At 58.9% G+C, this 22,549-nt stretch carries 22 protein-coding genes and 1 tRNA gene; 14 read left to right on the forward strand and 9 right to left on the reverse strand.

Annotated elements, in window-relative coordinates:
* Positions 1-87: 87 nt before the first annotated feature.
* The 5 genes from G5195_RS12495 to G5195_RS12515 all read right to left on the reverse strand — a co-directional run bounded on the left by G5195_RS12495 (position 88) and on the right by G5195_RS12515 (position 3,571).
* On the reverse strand, positions 88-1,077 hold the full coding sequence (locus G5195_RS12495) for a 2-hydroxyacid dehydrogenase (RefSeq protein ID WP_005340720.1): 990 nt from the start codon (positions 1,075-1,077) through the stop codon (positions 88-90).
* 74 nt (positions 1,078-1,151) lie between these two features.
* Entirely contained in the window at positions 1,152-1,646 is a 495-nt protein-coding gene (locus tag G5195_RS12500) for a CreA family protein (protein ID WP_005355485.1), read from the reverse strand.
* Between the two features lie 26 nt (positions 1,647-1,672).
* Complete coding sequence (locus G5195_RS12505; protein WP_421221957.1) at positions 1,673-2,119, reverse strand: DUF962 domain-containing protein; 447 nt, start codon at positions 2,117-2,119, stop codon at positions 1,673-1,675.
* A 62-nt stretch (positions 2,120-2,181) separates the two neighbouring features.
* Positions 2,182-3,039 carry a hypothetical protein gene (locus G5195_RS12510; RefSeq protein WP_042081792.1) on the reverse strand — a complete coding sequence of 286 codons (858 nt, stop codon included), beginning with the start codon at positions 3,037-3,039 and terminating at the stop codon, positions 2,182-2,184.
* A 145-nt stretch (positions 3,040-3,184) separates the two neighbouring features.
* Positions 3,185-3,571 (reverse strand): TraR/DksA family transcriptional regulator, encoded by a 387-nt coding sequence (locus G5195_RS12515; RefSeq protein WP_216952650.1) that lies wholly within the window; start codon positions 3,569-3,571, stop codon positions 3,185-3,187.
* Between the two features lie 467 nt (positions 3,572-4,038).
* On the opposite strand from G5195_RS12515, the gene G5195_RS12520 reads away from it, so the two are divergent.
* The 9 genes from G5195_RS12520 (at position 4,039) to G5195_RS12560 (ending at position 13,323) form a co-directional block, all read left to right on the forward strand.
* Positions 4,039-5,370, forward strand: a complete 1,332-nt coding sequence (locus G5195_RS12520) for a glutamine synthetase family protein (protein WP_005342613.1) — start codon at positions 4,039-4,041, stop codon at positions 5,368-5,370.
* A 276-nt stretch (positions 5,371-5,646) separates the two neighbouring features.
* On the forward strand, positions 5,647-7,008 hold the full coding sequence (locus G5195_RS12525; protein WP_216979719.1) for an aspartate aminotransferase family protein: 1,362 nt from the start codon (positions 5,647-5,649) through the stop codon (positions 7,006-7,008).
* 54 nt (positions 7,009-7,062) lie between these two features.
* On the forward strand, positions 7,063-8,160 hold the full coding sequence (locus G5195_RS12530) for an extracellular solute-binding protein (protein ID WP_201937706.1): 1,098 nt from the start codon (positions 7,063-7,065) through the stop codon (positions 8,158-8,160).
* A 114-nt stretch (positions 8,161-8,274) separates the two neighbouring features.
* Positions 8,275-9,360, forward strand: coding sequence for a polyamine ABC transporter substrate-binding protein (locus G5195_RS12535; protein ID WP_201937656.1), 1,086 nt, complete (start codon positions 8,275-8,277; stop codon positions 9,358-9,360).
* Between the two features lie 78 nt (positions 9,361-9,438).
* Positions 9,439-10,593, forward strand: a complete 1,155-nt coding sequence (gene potA / locus G5195_RS12540) for a polyamine ABC transporter ATP-binding protein (protein WP_216952652.1) — start codon at positions 9,439-9,441, stop codon at positions 10,591-10,593.
* Positions 10,590-11,495, forward strand: a complete 906-nt coding sequence (locus G5195_RS12545) for an ABC transporter permease subunit (protein ID WP_216952653.1) — start codon at positions 10,590-10,592, stop codon at positions 11,493-11,495. Before potA ends, G5195_RS12545 begins: the two co-directional genes overlap by 4 nt.
* Positions 11,492-12,337: an ABC transporter permease subunit gene (locus tag G5195_RS12550; protein WP_374995764.1), complete on the forward strand. Its 846-nt coding sequence runs from the start codon at positions 11,492-11,494 to the stop codon at positions 12,335-12,337. The genes G5195_RS12545 and G5195_RS12550 overlap by 4 nt, the downstream gene beginning before the upstream one ends.
* Before the next feature lie 49 nt (positions 12,338-12,386).
* The gene (locus tag G5195_RS12555) at positions 12,387-13,091 is read left to right on the forward strand and encodes an MOSC domain-containing protein (RefSeq protein WP_421221954.1); all 705 of its coding nucleotides are present in this window, start codon (positions 12,387-12,389) and stop codon (positions 13,089-13,091) included.
* 155 nt (positions 13,092-13,246) lie between these two features.
* A tRNA-Pro gene (locus G5195_RS12560) sits at positions 13,247-13,323 on the forward strand.
* A 259-nt stretch (positions 13,324-13,582) separates the two neighbouring features.
* On the opposite strand, the gene G5195_RS12565 is transcribed toward G5195_RS12560, so the two are convergent.
* A complete protein-coding gene (locus tag G5195_RS12565) occupies positions 13,583-14,110 on the reverse strand; it encodes a hypothetical protein (protein WP_005356927.1) in 528 nt (175 codons plus the stop codon).
* 124 nt (positions 14,111-14,234) lie between these two features.
* On the reverse strand, positions 14,235-14,699 hold the full coding sequence (locus tag G5195_RS12570; RefSeq protein ID WP_421236196.1) for a thioesterase family protein: 465 nt from the start codon (positions 14,697-14,699) through the stop codon (positions 14,235-14,237).
* A 133-nt stretch (positions 14,700-14,832) separates the two neighbouring features.
* On the opposite strand from G5195_RS12570, the gene recQ reads away from it, so the two are divergent.
* Entirely contained in the window at positions 14,833-16,668 is a 1,836-nt protein-coding gene (recQ, locus tag G5195_RS12575) for an ATP-dependent DNA helicase RecQ (protein ID WP_042081697.1), read from the forward strand.
* 67 nt (positions 16,669-16,735) lie between these two features.
* On the opposite strand, the gene G5195_RS12580 is transcribed toward recQ, so the two are convergent.
* Complete coding sequence (locus tag G5195_RS12580) at positions 16,736-17,038, reverse strand: c-type cytochrome (RefSeq protein WP_076493969.1); 303 nt, start codon at positions 17,036-17,038, stop codon at positions 16,736-16,738.
* Positions 17,039-17,143: 105 nt separating this feature from the next.
* Here G5195_RS12580 and G5195_RS12585 point away from each other — a divergent pair, with 105 nt between their 5' ends.
* From G5195_RS12585 to G5195_RS12595, 3 genes are all read left to right on the forward strand, one after another.
* Positions 17,144-18,571 (forward strand): protein adenylyltransferase SelO, encoded by a 1,428-nt coding sequence (locus G5195_RS12585; protein WP_421221951.1) that lies wholly within the window; start codon positions 17,144-17,146, stop codon positions 18,569-18,571.
* Between the two features lie 10 nt (positions 18,572-18,581).
* Positions 18,582-18,869 (forward strand): DUF3630 family protein, encoded by a 288-nt coding sequence (locus G5195_RS12590; RefSeq protein WP_421221949.1) that lies wholly within the window; start codon positions 18,582-18,584, stop codon positions 18,867-18,869.
* A 159-nt stretch (positions 18,870-19,028) separates the two neighbouring features.
* Entirely contained in the window at positions 19,029-19,703 is a 675-nt protein-coding gene (locus G5195_RS12595) for a 7-cyano-7-deazaguanine/7-aminomethyl-7-deazaguanine transporter (protein WP_069555507.1), read from the forward strand.
* 269 nt (positions 19,704-19,972) lie between these two features.
* Here the strand turns inward: G5195_RS12595 and rraA are convergent, their stop codons facing one another.
* A complete protein-coding gene (rraA, locus tag G5195_RS12600; protein ID WP_005340678.1) occupies positions 19,973-20,458 on the reverse strand; it encodes a ribonuclease E activity regulator RraA in 486 nt (161 codons plus the stop codon).
* Between the two features lie 146 nt (positions 20,459-20,604).
* Between rraA and G5195_RS12605 the strand changes: the two genes are divergently transcribed.
* The gene (locus G5195_RS12605; protein WP_421221947.1) at positions 20,605-22,458 is read left to right on the forward strand and encodes a methyl-accepting chemotaxis protein; all 1,854 of its coding nucleotides are present in this window, start codon (positions 20,605-20,607) and stop codon (positions 22,456-22,458) included.
* Positions 22,459-22,549 lie beyond the last annotated feature (91 nt).

A 22,549-nucleotide genomic window follows, 5' to 3' on the forward strand; every position in this document is an offset into this window, starting at 1 on the left:
CCAGACTCCTGAATAAAAAAGGGGGGCTAGCCTACCCGAAGGCGCCGGGTCTCACAACCCGGCGCGTGACGAAGAGAGGGCGAGCCCTTATTCCACTTCGTTGTCGCAGCGGCCCTGGCTCTCGATAGCGCGGATATTGCCGAGGGTGGTATCGGCGATGGCGTGCAGCGCCTCGCGGGTCAGGAACGCCTGATGGCCGGTGAACAGCACGTTGTGGCAGGCGGACAGACGGCGGAAAACGTCATCGGTGATCACCTCGTTGGACTTGTCGGAGAAGAAGAGATCCTCTTCCTCTTCGTAGACGTCCAGCCCCAGAGCACCGATACGGGAAGTCTTGAGCGCCTCGATGGCGGCATTGGAGTCGAGCAGGCCGCCACGGCTGGTGTTGATGATCATTACCCCGTCCTTCATCTTGGCAAATGCCTCCTTGTTCAACAGGTGGTAGTTCTCTTTGAACAGCGGGCAGTGCAGGCTGATGATGTCGGATTGGCGGAACAGGGTATCGAGATCCACGTACTCGGCACCCAGCTCGATGGCTGCCGGATTCTGGTAAGGATCGTTGACCAGCAGGCGAACCCCGAAGCCCTTGAGGATGCGCAGGGCGGCCAGACCGATCTTGCCGGTGCCGATGACGCCAACGGTCTTGCCATGCATGTTGAAGCCGACCAGCCCCTCCAGCGAGAAGTTGGCGTCGCGGGTGCGCTGATAGGCTTTGTGGATGCGGCGGTTGAGGCACATCATCATGCCGACCGCGTGTTCTGCGGTCGCCTCGGGGGAGTAGGCGGGCACCCGCACCACTTTCAGCCCCAGCTCTTTGGCCGCGGCCAGGTCCACGTTGTTGTAACCGGCGCAGCGCAGGGCGATCACCTGGGTGCCGTTGGCAGCCAGTTCGGTCAATACCTCGCGGTCGGCATCGTCATTGACGAACAGACACACCACTGGGAAGCCGTGAGCCAGTCGGGCCGTTTTGGCCTCCAGCCGCACATCGAAAAACTCTAGGTCGAAGCCGTACTGGCTGTTGGCCTGGTTGAAATGCTCTTTGTCATAGCTCTTGGTACTGAATACGGCGACTTTCATGGTATGTGCTCCGCAGCGTGTGTGTCGTCAAATTACAACAAAATGGGTCAGCTATCACCGGACAAACCGGCTGGTTATTGTCCCCACGGCATGATGGGAACGGCGCTGACTGCACTTTTGTACGAACCATCCACCAGTTTGGTGCTGTAGGTCAGGTAAACCAGTGCATTGCGTTTCTTGTCGTAAAAACGCACCACTTTCTGCTCCTTGAACACCAGCGAAGTGCTGACATCGAACACCTCTTCCCCCGCTTTCAGCTTTTCGGGCAGGGTGATGGGGCCGATCTGGTGGCACGACAGGGAGGCGTGGGAGGGATCTTCCGCCAGTCCCAGCCCACCTTTGACGCCACCTGTCTTGGGGCGCGCCAGATAGCAGGCGACACCGTCGATGCGCGGGTCGTCGAATGCCTCCACCAGGATCTTGTGGTTGGGGCCAAACAGCTTGAAGGCTGTGCTCACTTCACCGACCGGGTCGGCCTTGTCGGCCAGCGCCGGGCCGGCAAACAGGGCCCCCAGCAGCAGGGGCAGGGCGCGGCGCAGGGCGTTATGTCGCGTGTGGTTATGTGTCATGGTCTCTCCTGTTGGCCCGGCACTCCTCAATAGGGAATGCCCAGGCGACGATAGAGGCTGGCAAGCACCCAGGCGGGGCCTATCAGCAGAAATTGCAGGTCGGCGAGGAAGGAGGGGCGCTTGCCCTCGATCTTGTGGCCGACAAACTGGGCTATCCAGAGCAGCACGAACGCTGTCACGGCGGGCCACAACAGCGGCCCCTGCCATTGGTGGCAGAAGGCCAGCCCGAGCGCGGTTAGCCCGGCCATCCCCGCGAACAGCGAAAACGACAGCTGCAAATAGAACAGCAGCACCGGAATGGCTGCCACTGCCGCCCAGTTGAGGGGCTCTGGCAAGGGCCCGTGTGGCAGACACCAGAGCAGCGCCAGCGAGCAGAGATAGATGCCCGGCACCGCCAGTTTGTGGATGGCGACGTTGACCGGATGGCGATGGCTCTGGCCGTACTGCGCAAACCACTCCTGGATTCCCTTCATAGCACCTCCCTGGCGCACTGTGTTCTCGCTGCCTGACCTTCGTGGTCAGGCGCTCGCGATGCTTATCCCTGCGGTGGATACTCCCAATATTGGGCCGGAATGGATTTTAGCAACGGGGTCATATCCGGATTGGGCAGGGCGATGGTGACCCGCTGATCGAGGTTGGCGCTGGCGAGCGCTTCGCGGATCTTGGGGTTGTCATTGAAGAACTTCATAAAGCTGCCATCGGCATAGGCCCGCTCCAGCCCGGTCTGAATCGCCTTGGCCAGCTTGGGGTATTCGGGGCTGACGAAGAAGAACTGGGCGAAGGGGTAGCGGATCAGCAGATGCTGCTCGATAGCGAGGTTGGGATACTGCGCCACCAGCTCGCTGCGCTCGGCGAAGATCTCCACCAGGGCGCGCGGGAAGAAGTCGATCTTGTCGCCGTCGTTGATAAGGCGAAACAGGCTGCTGTATCGGCCGGAGAAGGTCGGGATGCCCGCATTTTCCAGAATTTTGTTATCGGCCCAACCGACCCCTTGCGCCGCCTTAAGCTGTTTGAGGTCGGCCAGGGTATTGATCTGGTTGAACTTCTCCTGAGCGTCCGCGTGGATGAACGACAACCGCAATCCTTCCAGCCCGCGAAACAGCGGAATGGGGACGGCAATCAGGGAGGATTCGAGTGCGCTGGAGGTGCCCATCCAGAAGACGTTGATGGTCTTGCCCTTGCTCAGCTGCTGCTGGAGGGTGAACTGGTTGAGGTCGAGTTCGACAGGCTGGATGCGAAAGGGTTGCCCGGAGCGGGTCAGGGCCAGTTCCAGCAGCTTGTACTGGTACTCTTGGTCAAGATTGTTGACGGGACGGCTGGGGACCTTGACCGTCAGAACCTGTGCTTGTGCCAGCAGTGGCAGGCACAAACACAGCTTGATGAGCCATTTCACTCTCTGTTCTCCTGTAGATTCCGGAAGGTGTCCGGAGTCTAACAGAACTTGTCACCATCTTGCTGCGAGGCGTTGTGCAAGGTTGAGCGCGGGCCCAGCCTTGCTGGCGTCTGTTGCACCTGAATGGTGACGGTTCTTCGAAGAATCAGGCGACGCGGCGGAACACGTGGGTATCGTTAAATTCCTTGGTGCTCTGGCATTCGACGCAGAAACGGGACTCTGGACGAGCTTGCAGCCGCTTGAGAGAGATCTCGTCACCACAAGATTCACAGTAACCGAAATCTCCATCGTTCATTCGCTTCAATGCGCCCCTCAGCTTGCGCAGGTGCAGCTTGTCGTGCTCGATGCGGTTCAGCTCCAGACGGCGGGCTTCCTCGATACTGGCACGGTCAATTTCATCGGCCATCTCGTTGGTGTCGGTGGCGATGGCCTGGCTGGCCTGGGAGTTCAGGCGCTCTTCGAGCTCGGCGATCTGCCGCTCGATCTGCCCCTTGTAAAAGGCCAGTTGGTCTTCAGTCATGAAATCACACATACGATTTACTACCAGTCAGTTTACTAACCCAATTATCCCTGTTTATGGGGGCTGTCTGCCTGCAGACCAAGCCCTTCTCGTCTGATTTGCACCGTTTTCATGCAAGAGAGTGCAAATCAGGGCGGGCCTTGTACCAAAAAAAAGCAGCCAAGCAAAGCAAATAGGACAGGGATTGTGCGCCTTTGCAAAAAAATGGCCCCTTTAGCGGCTGATCTGACGGGATCTGACATCTGGTTTTGGCCGGTTGGCACCGGCTTTGCACTGGGGAGAGGCGAGGCCACGAGTGTTTAGTATTTGGTGCCGACTTGGTCATTATATGCGCCGTTATTTATAGTTTTTTAAACACCACTGCTTGACATTACCCCTGATAGCGGGCTTTTATGGTGGTGTTGATTACAATTTGATAACAAGGGTGTTCCATATATTAGACACCCTTGCCAATGGCAACCGTAGAGTCGGGGTTTAACATGGACAGTATCAAGGGCTGGATGGAGAGCAATCGCATCACGGAAGTGGAGTGTCTCTTCCCTGATTTCACCGGCAACGCCCGGGGCAAGATCATCCCAGCCAACAAGTTTTTGCGAGAAGGGGGCATGCGTCTGCCCGAGGTGATCTTCACCCAGACAGTGACCGGCGAATATCCGGATGACGACAGCATGATCGATCCGCTGGAGCGGGACATGCAGCTCTATCCTGACCCCAACACCATCCGTTTCGTCCCTTGGGCGCTGGAACCTACCGCTCAGGTTATCCATGACTGTTACGACGTCAACGGCAAGCTGATCGACATTGCACCTCGCTCCGTACTGCGTCGGGTTCTGTCATTTTACGAGGCTCAGGGCTGGAAGCCGGTGGTGGCGCCCGAGCTGGAGTTCTATCTGGTCACCCGCAACGAAGACCCCGACTATCCACTGATGCCGCCGGTAGGGCGCAACGGCCGTCCGGAGACCGCTCGCCAGTCCTTCAGTATCGATGCGGTCAACGAGTTCGATCCCATCTTCGAAGACATGTATGACTACTGCGAAGCGCAGGAGCTGGAGGTGGATACCCTGATCCACGAGTCCGGTGCTGCCCAGATGGAGATCAACTTCCTGCACGGGGATGCCATCGATCTGGCGGATCAGGTGTTCCTTTTCAAGCGCACCATGCGTGAGGCGGCCCATCGCCACGGCATCTACGCCACCTTTATGGCCAAGCCGATGAGCAACGAGCCGGGCTCCGCCATGCACATCCACCAGAGTCTGGAGGATATGAACGGTCGAAATCTGTTCGGTACCCCGGATGGCGGCAACTCCGAACTCTTCATGCATTTCATCGCAGGTCTGCAGAAGTACACCCCGGCGGTGACAGCCCTGCTGGCTCCCAACGTCAACTCCTACCGCCGCCTCACCTTCGGTGAGAGCGCGCCACGCAACGTCCAGTGGGGTGTCGAGAACCGCACCTGTGGTCTGCGGGTACCCTTCTCCGACCCCAGTGCCCGCCGGGTGGAGAACCGCTTCGCCGGTGCCGATGCCAACCCCTATCTGGCGCTGGCCGCCACCCTGGCGTGCGGCTATCTCGGCATGATGGAGAAGCTGGAGCCCATGCAGGAGATGAAATCCAGCGCCTACGACCTGCCCTACAGTCTGCCCCGCTCGCTGGAGGAGGCGCTCAGCCATCTCGAACAGTGCGAGCCGATCAAGGAGATGTTGGGGGAGCGCTTCACACGCGCCTTTGTCGCGGTCAAACGCAAAGAGTACGAGACCTACTTCGGGGTGATCAGCCGCTGGGAGCGAGAGTTCCTGCTGCTGAACGTCTGACCCGGATGCGTGCCGGCCACGCATCGTCCGAATCGGGGAGGCAGGCTGCCTCCCCTGCCTGTAACCGGTAATACGGGATGGAGGAGTGCCTCCGCCTGAGGATGGTTGTGAGCGGAAGTTGGCTCGCCACCGCTCTGGTTGCATGGTTGATAACAGTTTTTGGCTCGAATTGAAGGATGTGAGGAGCAGGCCGTGCCGCAGTCCACGCGAAAGTGGCAGCCCTCCTGATGATTGACGAACAGAACCAGCTAAATCGAAGGAACCGAGGAGCTAACAATGCAACAGACTACCCGTGAGTGGCAGCAGCAGGATGCCAGCCACCACCTGCACCCCTTTACCGACTTTCAGGCTCTGAACAAGAAGGGCAGCCGTATCATCACCAAAGCCAGTGGCGTCTATCTGGAAGACTCCGAAGGCAAGCGCATTCTGGACGGCATGGCGGGGCTTTGGTGCGTCAATATGGGCTATGGTCGGCAGGAGCTGGTGGATGCTGCCACCCGTCAGATGCAGCAGTTGCCCTACTACAACCTCTTCTTCCAGACCGCGCACCCGCCGGTGATCGAGCTGGCCACCTTGCTGGCCGAAGTGACGCCATCCCATCTCAACCATGTCTTCTTTACCGGCTCCGGCTCCGAGTGCAACGACACCGTGCTGCGGATGGTGCGCCACTACTGGGCCAGCAAAGGGCAACCGGAAAAACAGGTGATCATCAGCCGCCACAACGCCTATCACGGCTCCACCGTGGCGGGGGCGAGTCTGGGTGGCATGAAAGGGATGCATGCCCAGGGTGGTCTGCCCATTCCCGGCATAGTGCACATCGACCAGCCTTATCACTTCGGTGAGGGGCAGGGGATGAGTGCCCACGAGTTCGGGCTGGAGCGGGCCCGTCAGCTGGAGCAGAAGATTCTGGAGCTGGGGGTGGAGAAGGTGGCCGCCTTTATCGGCGAGCCGATCCAGGGGGCGGGCGGTGTCATCATTCCGCCTGACAGCTACTGGCCGGAGATCCAGCGCATCTGCGATCACTACGGCATTTTGCTGATAGCCGACGAGGTGATCTGCGGCTTTGGCCGTACCGGCCACTGGTTTGCCAGCGAAGGGTTTGGCATCAAGCCGGATCTGATGTGTCTGGCCAAGGGGATTACCTCCGGTTATCTGCCGCTCGGCGCTGTGATGGTGAGTGACCGGGTTGCCAAGGGGCTGGTGGAAGAGGGGGGCGAGTTCAACCACGGCTTCACCTACTCGGGCCATCCGGTCTCTTGCGCGGTGGCGGTGGCCAATATCCAGCTTATGCAAAAGGAGAGCATAGTTAAGCGAGTGCATGATACCATCGGCCCCTATTTGCAGCGCCGCTGGGCAGAGCTGGCTGACCACCCGCTGGTGGGTGAAACCCGTGGCCGCGGGCTGGTCGCAGCCCTGGAAATCGTCCAGGACAAGCAGACCAACCGGCGTTTCCCGGCCCATGCCAATGCCGGGATGACTTGCCGGGAATTCTGTTTTAACAATGGCTTGGTGATGAGGGCGGTAGGCGATACCATGATCATATCGCCCCCCTTGGTGATCACCGAGGAACAGGTTGATGAATTGGTCAAGCTAGCCAGGCTCAGTCTGGATCTGACAGCCGCCAAGCTGAAGGGTTGAGGTGCGGCCGGGCAGGTTGGCATGCGCATACAATTTGCTTAGGAGACAAGGATGATGTCTTTCAAAACGGGAGTGATCGCTGCCTCTGTGGCTCTGGTCATGGCAAGTGCCGGAGCAATGGCTGAAGAGAAGGTGTTGCACGTCTACAACTGGAGCGACTATATCGCCCCGGATACCCTGGAAAACTTCCAGAAGGAGACGGGCATCAAGGTGGTTTATGACGTGTTTGACAGCAACGAGGTACTGGAAGCCAAGTTGCTGGCTGGTAAATCCGGCTACGACATCGTGGTGCCGTCCAACCCCTTCCTGGCCAAACAGATCAGGGCTGGCGTGTTCCAGAAGCTGGACAAGTCCAAGCTCTCCAACTGGCAAAATATGGATACCGACCTGCTCAAGGCGCTCGACCCGAGCGATCCGGGCAACCAGTACTCCATCCCCTATCTGTGGGGCACCATCGGTTATGCCTACAATGCCGAGAAGGTGAAGGCCGTACTGGGGGCCGATGCGCCGCTCAACTCCTGGGATCTGGTGTTCAAGCCGGAGAACATGGCCAAGCTGAAGGAGTGCGGCGTCTCCTTCCTCGACTCGCCGACCGAAATGTTACCGGCCGCCCTGCAATATCTGGGCTTCAAACCGGATAGCCAGAAGCCGGACGAGCTGAAGAAGGCCGAGGAGCTGTTCCTCTCCATTCGTCCCTATACCGCCTATTTCCACTCCTCCAAGTACATCTCGGATCTGGCCAACGGCAACTTGTGTGTTGCTGTCGGTTACTCCATGGATTTGCAGCAGTCCAAGGCGCGGGCGGCGGAAGCCAAAAATGGCGTGGCACTTACCTACACCATTCCGAAAGAGGGGGCAGGCAGCTTCTTTGACATGATCGCCATCCCGGCGGATGCCAAGAACGTCGAGGCGGCCCACACCTTCATCAACTATCTGATGAAGCCCGACGTGATCGCCAACATCACCAATCAGGTGCAGGCGCCTAACGGCAACAAGGCTGCGACCCCGCTGGTTGACGAGGCGATCCGTACCGATCCGGGGGTTTATCCGGACTCTGCAACCTTGCAGAAGATCTACACCTTCCCAGATCTGCCGGCCAAGGTGCAGCGTCTGATGACCCGCAGCTGGACCAAGATCAAGTCCGGTAAGTAACGAATACCCCTCCCGGTCCGCAGTTCGGCCGGGAGGGTAGTGATGCCATCCATCCGGATGGGCCGCGCGAATGGATGCGCAGACGGTCAACCACTGAACAGGAGAACTGACACCGTGAATACAACCAGATTGCTAACCATAGCGCTGACCATGGGATTGGCGAATGCAGTCCAGGCAGCCCCTGTGCTCCATTTCTACAACTGGTCTGACTATATCGGCGAGACCACCCTCAGCGATTTCCAGCAGGAGACCGGGATCAAGACCGTCTATGACGTATTTGACTCCAACGAAACCCTGGAAGGCAAGTTGCTGACCGGACGGACCGGTTACGATCTGGTGGTGCCCTCAAATAATTTCCTCTCCAAGCAGATCAAGGCGGGGGCTTTCCAGAAGCTGGACAAGAGCTTGCTGCCCAATCTGGCCAACCTGGATCCCGTGCTGCTCAAGCAGCTCGAGAAGGTGGATCCGGGCCATCAGTACGCGGTGCCCTATCTGTGGGGAACCAACGGCATCGGCTACAACGTCGACAAAATCAAGGCGGTGCTGGGGGTCGACAAGATCGACTCCTGGGCGGCCATCTTCGAGCCGGAAAACATGGAGAAGCTCTCCCGTTGCGGCGTCGCCTTCCTCGACTCGGCAGACGAGATGATCCCGGCTGCCCTCAACTACCTTGGACTGAACCCCAACAGCCAGGACGCGGCCGATATCAAGCGCGCCGAGGCGCAGTTGCTCAAGGTGCGCCCCTATGTGGCCTACTTCCACTCCTCCAAATACATAGGTGATCTCGCCAACGGCGATATCTGTGTGGCAGCGGGCTTTTCCGGCGACATCTTGCAGGCGGCAGCCCGTGCCGACGAGGCCGGCAAGGGGGTGAAGATTGCCTACAGCATTCCTAAAGAGGGGGGCAATCTCTGGTTCGACATGATGGCGATCCCGTCTGATGCCACCAATGTCAAAGAGGCACATGCTCTCATCAACTATGTTCTGCAGCCCGAGGTGATCGCCAAGGTCAGCAATTATGTGGGCTATGCGAACCCCAATGCCAAGGCTGGCGAGTTCATGGATGAGACGGTGCGCAATGATGAGGGGGTTTATCCGCCTCAGGCTGTGCTGGAGCGGCTCTATGTGCAGGAGGCACATTCCCGCGCGGTACAGCGTCAAATCACCCGGAGTTGGAGCAAGATCAAGTCCGGTACCTGACCTTGGTGCCCGCTCTGGGGCGCCAAATCGCTTTTATGGATTGGCCGTGAGGCCAGTATCACGTTAGGGAGTTTGGTAATGGCGATAGCCTCCAGTGCCTACAAGAAAGCCCTTGAGGGCAGCCAGCAACGCAAAGAAGTGCTGGTAAAAATAGACAGGGTTAGCAAGCAGTTCGATGAAACCCTGGCGGTCGATAATGTTTCCCTGAATATTCACAAGGGGGAGATCTTCGCCCTGCTGGGAGGATCCGGTTCCGGTAAATCGACCTTGCTGCGGATGCTGGCCGGGTTCGAGCGCCCGACCGAAGGGCGTCTGTTCCTCGACGGGGTGGATATCACCGATATGCCCCCCTATGAACGCCCCATCAACATGATGTTCCAGTCCTACGCCCTGTTTCCCCATATGACGGTGGCACAGAATATTGCTTTCGGTCTCAAGCAGGATGGCCTGCCCAAGGCCGAGATCGACGCCCGTGTCGAAGAGATGCTCAAGCTGGTACAGATGACCCAGTATGCCCGTCGCAAGCCGCACCAGCTCTCCGGTGGCCAGCGCCAGCGGGTAGCGCTGGCCCGTTCGCTGGCGAAACGTCCCAAGTTGCTGCTGCTTGATGAGCCGATGGGGGCGCTCGACAAGAAGCTGCGCTCCAAGATGCAGCTGGAGCTGGTGGAGATCATCGAGCGGGTCGGGGTTACCTGTGTCATGGTGACCCACGATCAAGAAGAGGCCATGACCATGGCGGAGCGGATCGCCATCATGCATCACGGTTGTATCGAGCAGATCGGTAGCCCGATGGATATCTACGAAACCCCGGCCAGTCGGCTGGTGTGCGAGTTCATCGGCAACGTCAACCTGTTCGACGGCCTGCTGGTGGAGGATGAGCAGGACCACGCCATCATCGCCTGTGCCGATCTGGAGCAGCCCATCTATGTGGGCCACGGGATCAGCTCCCGTGCCGAGAACAAGAAGGTGACCTACGCCCTGCGGCCGGAGAAGCTGCTGATGAGCCTGCAAAAGCCGGCCGAAATCGAGCATCCGGACTTCAACTGGACCAAGGGCGAGGTCTATGACATCGCTTATCTGGGCGGACACTCGGTGTACCACATCCAGCTGCCCTCGGGCAAAATCGTTCAGGCTTTCATCGCCAATGCCGAACGCCACGGCAAGCGGCCAACCTGGGATGACCAGGTGTTCCTCTACTGGGAAGATGACAGCGGCGTGGTGCTGCAATCATGAAGATCTTGCAACGACTGAAGCGGGGCGGAGGGCGCCGGCTGGTGATCGGCATCCCCTTCTTCTGGCTGTTCCTCTTCTTCCTGCTGCCCTTTGTCATAGTGGTAAAGATCAGTTTTGCGGAAGCGGATGTGGCGATCCCGCCCTACACCGACGTGGTGAGCTGGGCCGACAATCAGCTCACCATCCTGCTCAATATGGGGAACTACCTGCTGCTGCAGGAGGATGAGCTCTATATCGCAGCCTATCTGGGCTCCCTCAAGATGGCCTTCGTCAGCACCCTGCTCTGCCTGTTGATTGGCTATCCGATGGCCTACTCCATCGCTCGGGCCAACAAGGAGACCCAGACCGTTCTGCTGTTGCTGATCATGATGCCGACCTGGACCGCCATTCTGATCCGGGTCTATGCGTGGATGGGGATCCTCAGTAACAACGGCCTGCTCAACAGCGTCTTGCTGGGGATCGGGCTGATTGACGAACCGCTGCAGATCCTCAATACCAACCTGGCGGTCTATATCGGCATCGTTTACTCCTATCTGCCCTTCATGGTGCTGCCGCTTTACGCCAATCTGGTCAAACACGATCAGAGCCTGCTGGAGGCGGCCTCCGACCTAGGGGCCCGCAACCTGACCCGTTTCTGGCAGATCACTGTGCCGCTCTCCAAAAACGGCATTATCGCCGGCTGCATGCTGGTGTTTATTCCGGTGGTGGGGGAGTTCGTTATTCCGGAAATGCTGGGCGGCCCGGAGACCCTGATGATCGGTAAGGTGCTATGGCAGGAGTTCTTCAACAACCGCGACTGGCCGGTCGCCTCTGCACTGGCGGTGGTGATGCTGGCGGTGCTGATCATTCCGATCATCCTCTTCAACCGTAACCAGGCCAAAGAGCTGGAGGGCAAGGCATGATGAGACGTTTCGGTTTTGCCAAGCTGATGCTCTGGCTTGGGCTGCTGTTTATCTACCTGCCCATGATCATCATGGTGATCTACTCCTTCAACGCCTCCAAGCTGGTGACGGTGTGGGGCGGTTGGTCGCTCAAGTGGTACTTCGGCCTGCTCGACAACAAGCAGCTGATTGGATCCGTGTTCCGCTCGCTGGAGATCGCTTTTTACACCGCGATCGCCGCGGTGGCGCTGGGGACGGTGGCGGCATTCGTGCTGACCCGAATTCCCCACTTCCGTGGTCGAACCCTGTTCGGTGGCATGGTGACGGCACCGCTGGTGATGCCCGAGGTGATCACCGGTCTGTCGCTGCTGCTGCTGTTCGTGGCGATGGCCCAGCTGGTGGGATGGCCCGCCGAGCGGGGCATGTTGACCATCTGGATCGCGCACACTACCTTCTGTACCGCCTACGTAGCCATCGTTGTGTCGGCGCGGTTGCGGGAGCTGGATCTCTCCATAGAGGAGGCGGCCATGGATCTTGGCGCCAAGCCGTGGAAGGTGTTCTTCCTGATCACTATCCCGATGATCGCCCCCTCGCTGGCGGCTGGCGGCATGATGTCGTTTGCCCTGTCGCTGGATGATCTGGTGCTGGCGAGCTTCGTCTCCGGCCCGGGCTCCACCACCCTGCCGATGGAGGTCTTCTCGGCGGTGCGGCTCGGGGTTAAACCCGAGATCAACGCGGTGGCCAGCCTGATCCTGCTGTCGGTATCGCTCTTTACCTTCGGCAGCTGGTATCTGATGGCCAAGGCGGAGAAGCGCCGTCGCGCCGAGATCGCTATGAGCAACCAGATGCAGGCAGTCGCCTGACTCGTCAGATGATAAGATCCGCCTACTCTCGTCAATCCGGAGGATGAGTATGCGGATCTCCTTTTTCAGTGGTCGTGGCACCGAGCTGGTGCCCGGCCTCACCAGCGCCATTCACAAGCAACCGATCTCTGCACCAGTTCGCTGTACCTTTGCCGGTCTGGAAGGGGATGAGCAGTGTGACACGCGCCACCACGGTGGCCCGGATCGGGCGCTCCACTACTATCCGGCCGATCACTATCTCTGGTGGCAGACCTGGCAAACCGCGCTGGGCTTGCCTGCGCCACGTACAGCCTGGCAACCTGCCGCCTTTGGCGAGAACCTCTCCGGTCTCGGGCTGACCGAGGCGCAAGCCTGCATCGGCGATGTCTATCGGCTCGGTGAGGCGCTGATCCAGATCAGCCAGCCGAGATCCCCCTGTTTCAAGCTCAACCAGCGCTTTGGCTATGGCCAGATGTCGCAGGTGATGCAACTGAATGGCCGTTGTGGCTGGCTGCTGCGGGTGCTGGAGGAGGGGATTGTGTCGCCGGAGTCGGCCATGGAGCTGGTAGACAGACCCTATCCCGAACTGACGGTGAAGCGCACGGCGGATATCCTGTTCAATCAGGTGCGCAACGAGGCGGATCTGCTGATGTTGCTGGAGAATCTGGCCCTCTCCCCCAACTGGCGCCAGCATGCAGCCGACTGGCTGGAGCATGGCACTGTGGCTGACTGGCAGCGACGTCTGCTGGGACCGGCATCCCTGCGCCTGGCCTGATTGCCGGTTTCCGGAATGTCACCAGCTGGCTGCAGCCCGGTAAACAGATGAAAAGAGTGCTGAATAGTTGAGCAAACAGCACTTTTTTTCCTGGCAAATGCAAAAAAGGCTTGTGTCGGGTCTGGGCTTTCGGTAAATTCCCGTCCCGCAGACATCGGTGTGTAGCGCAGCTTGGTAGCGCACTTCGTTCGGGACGAAGGGGTCGGAGGTTCGAATCCTCTCACACCGACCAAATTTGAAAAGGCCGCTCAATAGAGCGGCCTTTTTGCATTTATCCTTCCTGTTTTCCCGATTTTCTTTAGCTGCTGACCTGTTACCTGGCCAAGTGACCTGACCTGCTGTATGCAGGGGCGAAGCAAGACCACAGACATTAAAAGGGCCACCGCTTGGTGGCCCATTGGTGGAGTCTATTCTGACTCCGGCACTCTAGATTGTGGCAATCTCGCTATGGGTCTTGTCTATGGTGCCCTCCTTGCGCGCCAGGCGCTTACTCAGATATGCCAGTGCTGATGCCGCAAAGCCTTGAAACTGTGTTGAGGCAGCAAGGCCGCGTGCTTGGGGTACTCACTAATGAAATGTTCGATTCCCTCCATCAGTTGTGCACGTAATGAAATCACGGGCTCATGCCAGGCTTGCAGGCATAGATGGCCGGGGATCAACTGCTCCTGATAATCTTCCAGCAGCTGTTCTGGCCAGGGTTCAATACCGGAATTGCGTTGCAGCAAATAGTGGGCGGCGGGTTCACGGGCATAAATGAACTGAATTTGGGCCAGATCGCGTTGGCATAGCGTTTGACTGTTGATGTGACAGGTCAAATATTTTCCCGTTTTCAGATCCAGAAAGTGACCGCGTTGCCGACAGGGAACGATGCGATACCAAGGCAGGGGTGAGGAGAGAGAATACCCCTCAAGCTCCTGTTCCAACCAGTGGCGACACTCGGGTGTCTGCACCTCGTCGAGCATGGACTCGAGCTGTGTCAACAAGGCTCTGGATGGTTTGATGGCCAGTTTCGCACTCATCGCCTGCAATCCTCCCTCTGCACACAATCCCGACTATCAGTATGGACCTTGTTCGGCCAGAGGGGGTAAGGAATCTAATGATTAAAAGTGGATTAGCCGCGTGGTTTTTATGCACTAACTTGGTTCAACCCACCAGATAGGTACCGGTGCCGAAGGCGATGTGGGTGCCCTCTTCGTTGTGCAGCTCCATCCGGGCGACGGCCACCTTGCTGCCAGCCCGGATGATGTGGGCGGTGGCGATAAACTCGTTGCCGCGCCCTGGGCGCAGGTAATCCACCCGCAGATCTATGGTGCCGAGGCGGGCGAAGCGCTCCTTGAGATAGCTGGGGGAGAACTCCTCCAGCTCGTCGATGCAGGATGCGGCGACTATCATGCCGCCCGCCACATCCAGCAGCGTGGCGGTGACGCCGCCGTGCAGGATGTTGTGGAAGGGGTTGCCGATCAGCTTGTCGTCCATCTTGATGCGCAACTCCACCTTGTCGAAGTTGTAGTGGGTCACCTGCATGCCGATCAGCTTGTTGAACGGCATCTTCTCGGCAAACAGGTTGGCAATGCCACTGAGCGCCATCTTCTTGAGCATCTGTTTCATTCTCTGATCCCAATCCTTGTCATCAAAGCCGAGTAAAAACTCCAGCCAGTCTGCAACAGTTCCTTAACAGTCGCAATGGCAGGTTTATTGTGGGCTGCGGCTGCTTTAGAATGGCGACCCCAAAGGAGAGCCCATGACCGCGATTGCCGAAACCCTGCCAGATCCTCAGCCAGAGAGTCCGCTTGCCCTGCTGCAGGCGGTCTTCGGCTATCAGCAGTTTCGGCCGGGTCAGCTCGAAATCATCGAGCAGATCGTCGCGGGGCGCGATGCGCTGGTGCTCAAACCCACCGGTGGCGGCAAGTCGCTCTGCTACCAGATCCCGGCACTGCTGCGGCCAGGGCTCGGGGTGGTGGTCTCTCCCCTTATTTCGCTGATGAAGGATCAGGTCGACAGCCTGCGCGCCAACGGCGTAGCGGCGGTCTATATCAACTCGGCCCTGAGTCGGGAGGAGATGATCCAGAACTTCGCCGCCATGCGTCGCGGTGAGATCAAGCTGGTCTATGTCTCCCCCGAACGACTGTTGCAGCACGAGTTTATGGATCGGCTGGCCGAGCTGCCGCTCGGGCTGTTCGCCATCGACGAGGCGCACTGTGTCTCCCAGTGGGGCCACGATTTCCGGCCTGAGTATGCGGCGCTGGGGCGACTCAAGCAGTGGTTCCCGCAGGTGCCGGTGGTAGCGCTTACGGCCACCGCCGACGAGGCGACCCGCAGCGACATGCTGCACCGCCTAGAGCTGAACGATCCCTTCATCCACACCGCCAGCTTCGATCGTCCCAATATCCGCTACAGCCTGGTGGAGAAGTTCAAGGCGGCTGAGCAGCTGCTGCGCTACGTGCAGAGCCAGAAGGGCAACTGCGGCATCGTCTACTGCTCCAGCCGCAACCGGGTGGAGGAGGTGGCCGAGCGGCTATCCCGCCACGGCTGCAAGGCGGCGCCCTATCATGCGGGGCTGCCGCTTGAGCAGCGCCAGCAGACGCAGGATGCTTTCCTCAAGGATGACATCGAGATAGTGGTGGCGACGGTGGCGTTCGGTATGGGCATCGACAAGCCCAATGTGCGCTTTGTGGTGCACTACGACATTCCGAAGAACATCGAATCCTACTATCAGGAGACCGGTCGCGCCGGACGCGATGGTACCCCCGCAGAGGCGCTGCTGCTCTACGATCCTGCCGACATCGGTCGGGTGCGCCGCCTGCTCGACAACATCGAGAATCCCCAGCAGTTGCAGGTGGAGCAGTACAAGCTCAACGTGATGGCGGCCTTTGCTGAGGCGCAGACCTGCCGCCGTCAGGTGCTGCTCAACTACTTCGGCGAGTACAACGACAAGCCGTGCGGCAACTGCGATATCTGTCTCGATCCGCCCAAGAGCTATGACGGTACTGAAGATGCCCAGAAGGCGCTCTCCTGCGTCTGGCGGGTGGGGCAGAATTTCGGGGTGGGTTATGTAGTGGAAGTGCTGCGCGGGTCGCTGAACCAGCGCATCAAGGATCACGGCCACGACAAGCTCTCGACCTACGGCATCGGCAAGGATCAGAGCCACGAATACTGGATGAGCGTGATCCGCCAGCTGATCCACAAGGGACTGCTGACCCAGAACATCACCCGCAATCTGGTGCTGCAGCTGACCGAAGCGGCCCGCCCCGTGCTGCGTGGCGAGGTGAAGCTGGAGTTGGCGGTGCCCCGCTTGCAGCCTATCTCCAGCCGCAAGGAGAAGCGCAATGGCCTGCTCGACAACGCCAACTACGACAAACGGTTGTTCAAGGAGCTGCGCGGCCTGCGCAAGCAGATTGCCGAGGACGAAGAGGTGCCGCCCTACGTGGTGTTCAACGATGCGACCCTGGTGGAGATGGCTCAGCTGATGCCGATGACCGAAGACGAGATGCTGGCTATCAACGGTGTCGGGCACCGCAAGCTGGAGCGCTTTGGCGAAGCCTTTATGGATCTGATCATCGACTACTGCCGGCGGTAGGGTCGATTAGGCAGCCTAATCGACCACGGTAAGCGCGGCTCGGAAGAACCAAGGGTTAGACGCGAGGTTATTTCAGGCTGGCGTAGAAGGCGGCCAGATTGTCGATATCCGCATCGGTCAGCGGCGCCATGAAGGGGTCCATCAAGGGCTCTTTGCGAGAGCCATCCTTGAACGCTTTCAACTGTTTCACCAGATAGGCGGCATTCTGACCCGCCAGATGGGGATAGTTGGGGATCATTGCCTTGCCTTCCACGCCGTGACAGGCAGCACAGACCGCTGCCTTGGCTTTGCCGGCTTCTATATCGGCAGCCTTGGCCTGATGACCCCACGCCAGTGCCAGCAAGGGCAGGGCATATACCCATTTTTGCATCTTCTTCTCCTTGAATTGAAAAATGATGGTTGCCAGTTAGCGCAAGCATGACTGACGGCAGTATAAAGAGTGACACGAGCATACGCAGGGACGAATGGCACAACCATGAAGCTGATCAACACTTTTGCGACCGAGTTGCCCTGGGCCTGTGAACCCGTGGTCCCCCAGCCGCTGCAGCAACCCCGGTTGCTTCATCTCAACCGGGCTTTGCTGGATGAGTTGGGGCTGGGAGGCGTCAGCGAGGCTGACTGGATCGCCTGTTGTGGCGAGGGAAAAGTGCTGCCCGGTATGCAACCGGTAGCGCAGGTCTATGCTGGTCATCAGTTCGGGGGTTATAGCCCCCGGCTTGGGGATGGTCGCGCGCTGCTGCTGGGTGAGCAGCAGGCGCCGGATGGCCAGCGCTGGGATCTGCACCTGAAGGGGGCGGGCAAGACACCGTTCTCCCGTTTTGGCGACGGTCGCGCCGTGCTGCGCTCCAGCATTCGCGAGTATCTCGCCTCCGAGGCGCTCCATGCCCTCGGCATCCCGACCACGCGGGCGCTGGTATTGGTGGGGAGTCAGGAGCCCGTTTATCGCGAGCAGGTTGAGACGGGAGCGACCGTGCTGCGCACTGCCCCCAGCCATCTGCGCTTCGGTCATATCGAGTATTTCGCCTGGAGCGGGCAGGGGGAGAAGATCCCGCCACTCATCGACTATCTGCTGCGCCACCACTTCCCCGAACAGGAGAGTGGTGCCGAACTGTTTGCTGAGGTTGTGCGCCGCACCGCGCGGTTGATTGCCAAATGGCAGGCGGCGGGGTTCTGTCACGGGGTGATGAACACCGACAACATGTCGCTGCTCGGCCTGACGCTGGATTACGGCCCCTACGGCTTTAGCGATGCCTATGTGCCCGATTTTGTCTGCAACCACTCGGACCCGGCGGGCCGCTACGCGCTGGATCAGCAGCCTGCGGTCGGTTACTGGAATCTGCAAAAACTGGCGCAGGCGCTGGCTGGCCATGTAGACGGTGATGCGCTGGCTGCAGCGTTGGCCCAGTACGAGCAGCAGCTGATGTTGCACTACTCCGAGTTGATGCGGGCCAAGCTCGGACTGGCAGAGTGGGAGGAGGATGACCCGGCGCTGTTCCGCGAGCTGTTCCGGTTGCTGGCGGCCCACAAGGTGGATTACCACCTGTTCCTGCGCCGTCTCGGTGAGGTGACGCAAGAGGGGGCGTGGCCTGCATCTCTGCTGGCCCTGTTGCCTGAACCTGGTGTTTGGCAGGCGTGGCTGGAGCGCTATCGGGCGCGGCTAATGCGTGAAGGCAGCGAGGATGCCGTGCGCAAGGCGCAGATGGATGCCATCAATCCCAAGTATGTGCTGCGCAATGCGCTGGCCCAGCAGGTGATAGACGCCGCCGACGCAGGGGATATGCAGCCGTTCGAGCGGCTGTTCGCCGCCTTGCAGCGCCCCTTTGATGAACAACCCGAATATGAGGATCTCGCCACCCCGACTCCGGCATGGTATTGCGGTGGTGAGCTCTCCTGCAGTAGCTGAGAGACAGGGAATGAGTTGGCAAATCAAACAGGTAGATAACGAAGCTGGTGTGGTGACGCTCGATTGTCCGGCGCTCGACTGGGACTCGTTTCCGCTGTTGGCGCAGGCCTTGTTGCGAGAGTGGGAGCTACGGCCGCTCGATCAGGATGCGGGGGCCGACCGCCATAGCTGGTTGCTGGAGTTTGAAGGGAGCCAGTTTCGGCTGGAGTATGAACACTACAGCGGCTGCTGGCTGGAGGCGGTGCGCCCGGCGGATCGGGAGGCACTGCTCTGGCTCGCCAGACAGCACAAGGCGTGACTATCGCCCACAAGGCCAGCTCTGCCGCTGGCCAACCTGGACAAGCGTAATCGCATAAAGATTGAACTATCGGTTTGGGGGCGTATAATCTCGCCCCTCGATTATCGCCAATGGTGGCGATATGGGTTCCCTAACCCCATTAACCAAAAAGGTCACAAGATGAATCTGACCCCTGCGCAGTACCAAACGGCGCTCGTTCGCCTGTCGTTGTTCCACATCCTGATCATTGCCAGCAGCAACTATCTGGTGCAGCTGCCGATCACTGTGTTTGGCTTCCACACTACCTGGGGTGCGTTCAGCTTCCCGTTTATCTTCCTCGCCACTGACCTGACGGTGCGGATCTTCGGTGCCGGTCTGGCGCGCAAGATTATCCAGACCGTGATGCTTCCTGCGCTGGCGGTCTCCTATGTGCTCTCCGTGCTCTTCTTCGAAGGGAGCTTCCAGGGTGTTGGTCATCTGGCCGAATTCAACCTGTTCGTGGCGCGTATCGCACTGGCCAGCTTTATGGCCTATCTGGTAGGGCAGTTCATGGATGTGGTGGTGTTCAACCGCCTGCGTCTGCTCAAGCAGTGGTGGATTGCACCTGCGGCCTCCACCCTGTTCGGTAATCTGGTTGATACCATCGCTTTCTTCAGTGTGGCCTTCTGGCGCACCACAGATCCTTTCATGGCAGAGCACTGGGTCGAGATCGCAACCGTCGATTACGTATTCAAGTTGCTGATAAGCCTTGGTTTGTTTGTGCCGCTCTACGGTGTTTTGTTGCGCTACCTCAGCCGCAAGCTGGTGGGCGAGGCCGGATTATCCAGCCTACAAACGGCCACTCGGCAAGCCTGACCAGATTGACCACCCTTCGCGGTGGTCAATTTTTTGCACTTTCTGCAAATAACGCTTGCTCAGTTAAATGAGAATGATTATTGTTAACTTGTTTTCCGGGAAAGACTTCATTCGTTCCAACGTGATGGACTTCTTGTGAAGGCACGACATTGCTCACATTGCTTCCAGTTAAGGGCCAGTTTATCTGGCCCTCTTTTTTTGTCATTTTTCAGCAAGTTGCAGGCATAAAAAACGGGAGCCAAGGCTCCCGTCGTCACTCTGCCTGCGGCTTACTCGATATCGAGTGCCTCGGGGGAGAGGATCACCCCTGTGGTATCGGCGTAGAGGTGGTCGTCAGGCAGGAAGGTCACGCCACCGAAGTTGACCGGCAGATCGGTCTCCCCTACATCCTTGCTGTCGGCACCGACCGGAATGGCTGCCAGTGCCTGAATGCCGATATCCAGATCTTCCAGAATATCGACTTCGCGGACGCAGCCGTAGCAGACAATCCCTTCCCAATCGTTCTCTGCTGCTGTTGTGGCGATGTCGCTGTCGATCAGAGCTCGGCGCATGGAGCCACCGCCATCGATCAGCAAGACGCGTCCCAGTCCGTTCTCTTTGACGAGTTCACGTATAAGACCATTCGATTCGAAGCATTTGACGGTGGTGATGACGCCGCCGAAAGAGGCGCGGCCGCCGAAGGAGCAGAGCATGGGTTCAAGCACATCCACCATGTCCTGATAGATGTCGCACAGTTCAGAAGTATTGTATTCCATAGTGTCAAATCCACGGCTGGAAACAGGTGCAACCAGTATAAGGAGTGGGTGTGGCATTTCAATGAATATTCCTTGCACAGATCACCTGTCGCCGCTTTTCTGCATAAGCTCAATGCAGTTCACTGCCTGTTTGCGAGAGGTCCATCGTGCTTATCCGTCATAAGTTGATCCTGAATACCGTGCTGGTTGCCGTTGCCATGCTGGTACTGAGCGGCCTGTTTATCTACTCCAGCCAGGTGCACCGTCACCTGACCGAAGCCCAGCGCAATATCGACCAGCTGGAGATCGCCATGCTCAACCTGCGGCGGGCCGAGAAGGATTTTCTGATCCGTAAGGATGTGACCTTCGTCGAGCGCTTCAATCAGGGGCTGTCAGATTTTCACCAGCACAATCGGGAGCTGGTGACCGATGACAATCTGGCGGCTGTCGAGGGGGAGCTGACCAGACTGGATCAGCAGATCAGCGGTTATGGCAAAGCCTTCAACGATCTGGTTGCCCAGCAGCAGAAGATTGGTCTGGGGCCGGAGGAGGGGCTCTATGGCAAGCTGCGGGCGGCGGTGCATGAGGTGGAGAATGGGCTCAAGCAGCTGGATCAGCAGGGGTTGCTCATCACCATGTTGCAGCTGAGGCGGGCGGAGAAAGACTTCATGCTTCGCTCCGATATCCAGTATCTGGAGCGTTTCGAGACCTTGCACAAGAGTTTTCAGGATAGCCTTGCCACTTTGCCGGAGGCGGATCGCGGCAAGCTGGAACAGGCCAGCAAGCAGTACCGGCAGGACTTTGTGGCGCTGGTGCAGGGGATGCAGGTACTGGGGCTGAAAGAGGATGAGGGGCTGCGCAACCAGATGCGGGATCTGGTGCATCAGACCGAACAGGGGTTTGCCGCCGTCGATCAGCACATTGTCGCTGAGCTGGAGCGGCAGAGCGCTCGCCTCAACAGCCTGATGCTGGTCTGTGGCGGGGTGATTGTGGTGCTGATCGGCATCATGAGCGTGTTGCTGGGGCGCAGCATCGACCGTCCCATTACTCAGGTGAATGACACCGTCAACCGCATTCGTCAGGATAATGACCTGCGCCTGAAGATAGATCTGCGCGGGGCAGATGAAATGGCCCAGCTGGCAGGCAATCTCGACGTGATGCTGGGCGGGTTTCGCGATCTGATCGGCGATGTGAAGCAGAGCGTGCACACCCTGACTGAAGCGGCGGATCACCTCTCGGCCAACGTCAAGCGCACCAGTGAAGGGGCGGCGCGCCAGCTGCAGGAGACTGATATGGTGGCGACCGCTTCCACCGAGATGGGCTCCACCATCGAAGAGATCGCCCGCAACACCGAGCAGGCGGCCAACAATGCGCAGGCGACCAACAACAAGGCGATGGAGGGGCGGACTGCGGTCGAGAATACTGTCGAGCAGATCCGCTCGCTGGCGGGCAATCTGGAGAGCTCATCCCGCGAGGTGAGCCAGTTGCAAAAAGAGAGTGAGACCATCGGCTCCGTGCTTGACGTGATCCGTGGTATTGCCGAGCAGACCAACCTGCTGGCCCTCAACGCGGCCATCGAAGCTGCCCGGGCAGGGGATCAGGGGCGCGGTTTTGCGGTGGTGGCCGATGAGGTGCGCAATCTGGCCATCCGTACCCAGAAATCGACTCAGGAGATCGCCGGCATCATCAGCTCGCTGCAGAAACAGACCGGCAGCATCGTCGAGGTGATGGCAACCTGCCGCGAGCAGGGCAACCGCAGCTCGGATCAGGCCAGTACCGCAGGGGAGTTGCTGGGGCAGATCACTCAGGATGTTACCCACATCATGGACATGAGCACCCAGATTGCGGCAGCCATCGAACAGCAGAGTCTGGTGGCCAACGAGGTGAACCGCAACGTCAACAACATCCGCGACATCGCCCAGGAGTCGAGCATCATGGCAGAGGAAAATGCGAGATCCAGCGAGGGTCTCAACGAGCAGGCCCAGCTGCTCAACAAGGCGGTGGCAAAATATCGGGTTTAGTGAGCGGACTGGCATCCTTGTGAGGTTTTTGCACCAGAGTGGCAATGATTTGATCGTAATGGCTGTTATTGGGGAAATTCGCTCATATAAT

It is taken from the genome of Aeromonas sp. 601039, assembly GCF_049174415.1.
In the GTDB taxonomy this organism is placed as follows: domain Bacteria; phylum Pseudomonadota; class Gammaproteobacteria; order Enterobacterales; family Aeromonadaceae; genus Aeromonas; species Aeromonas veronii_A.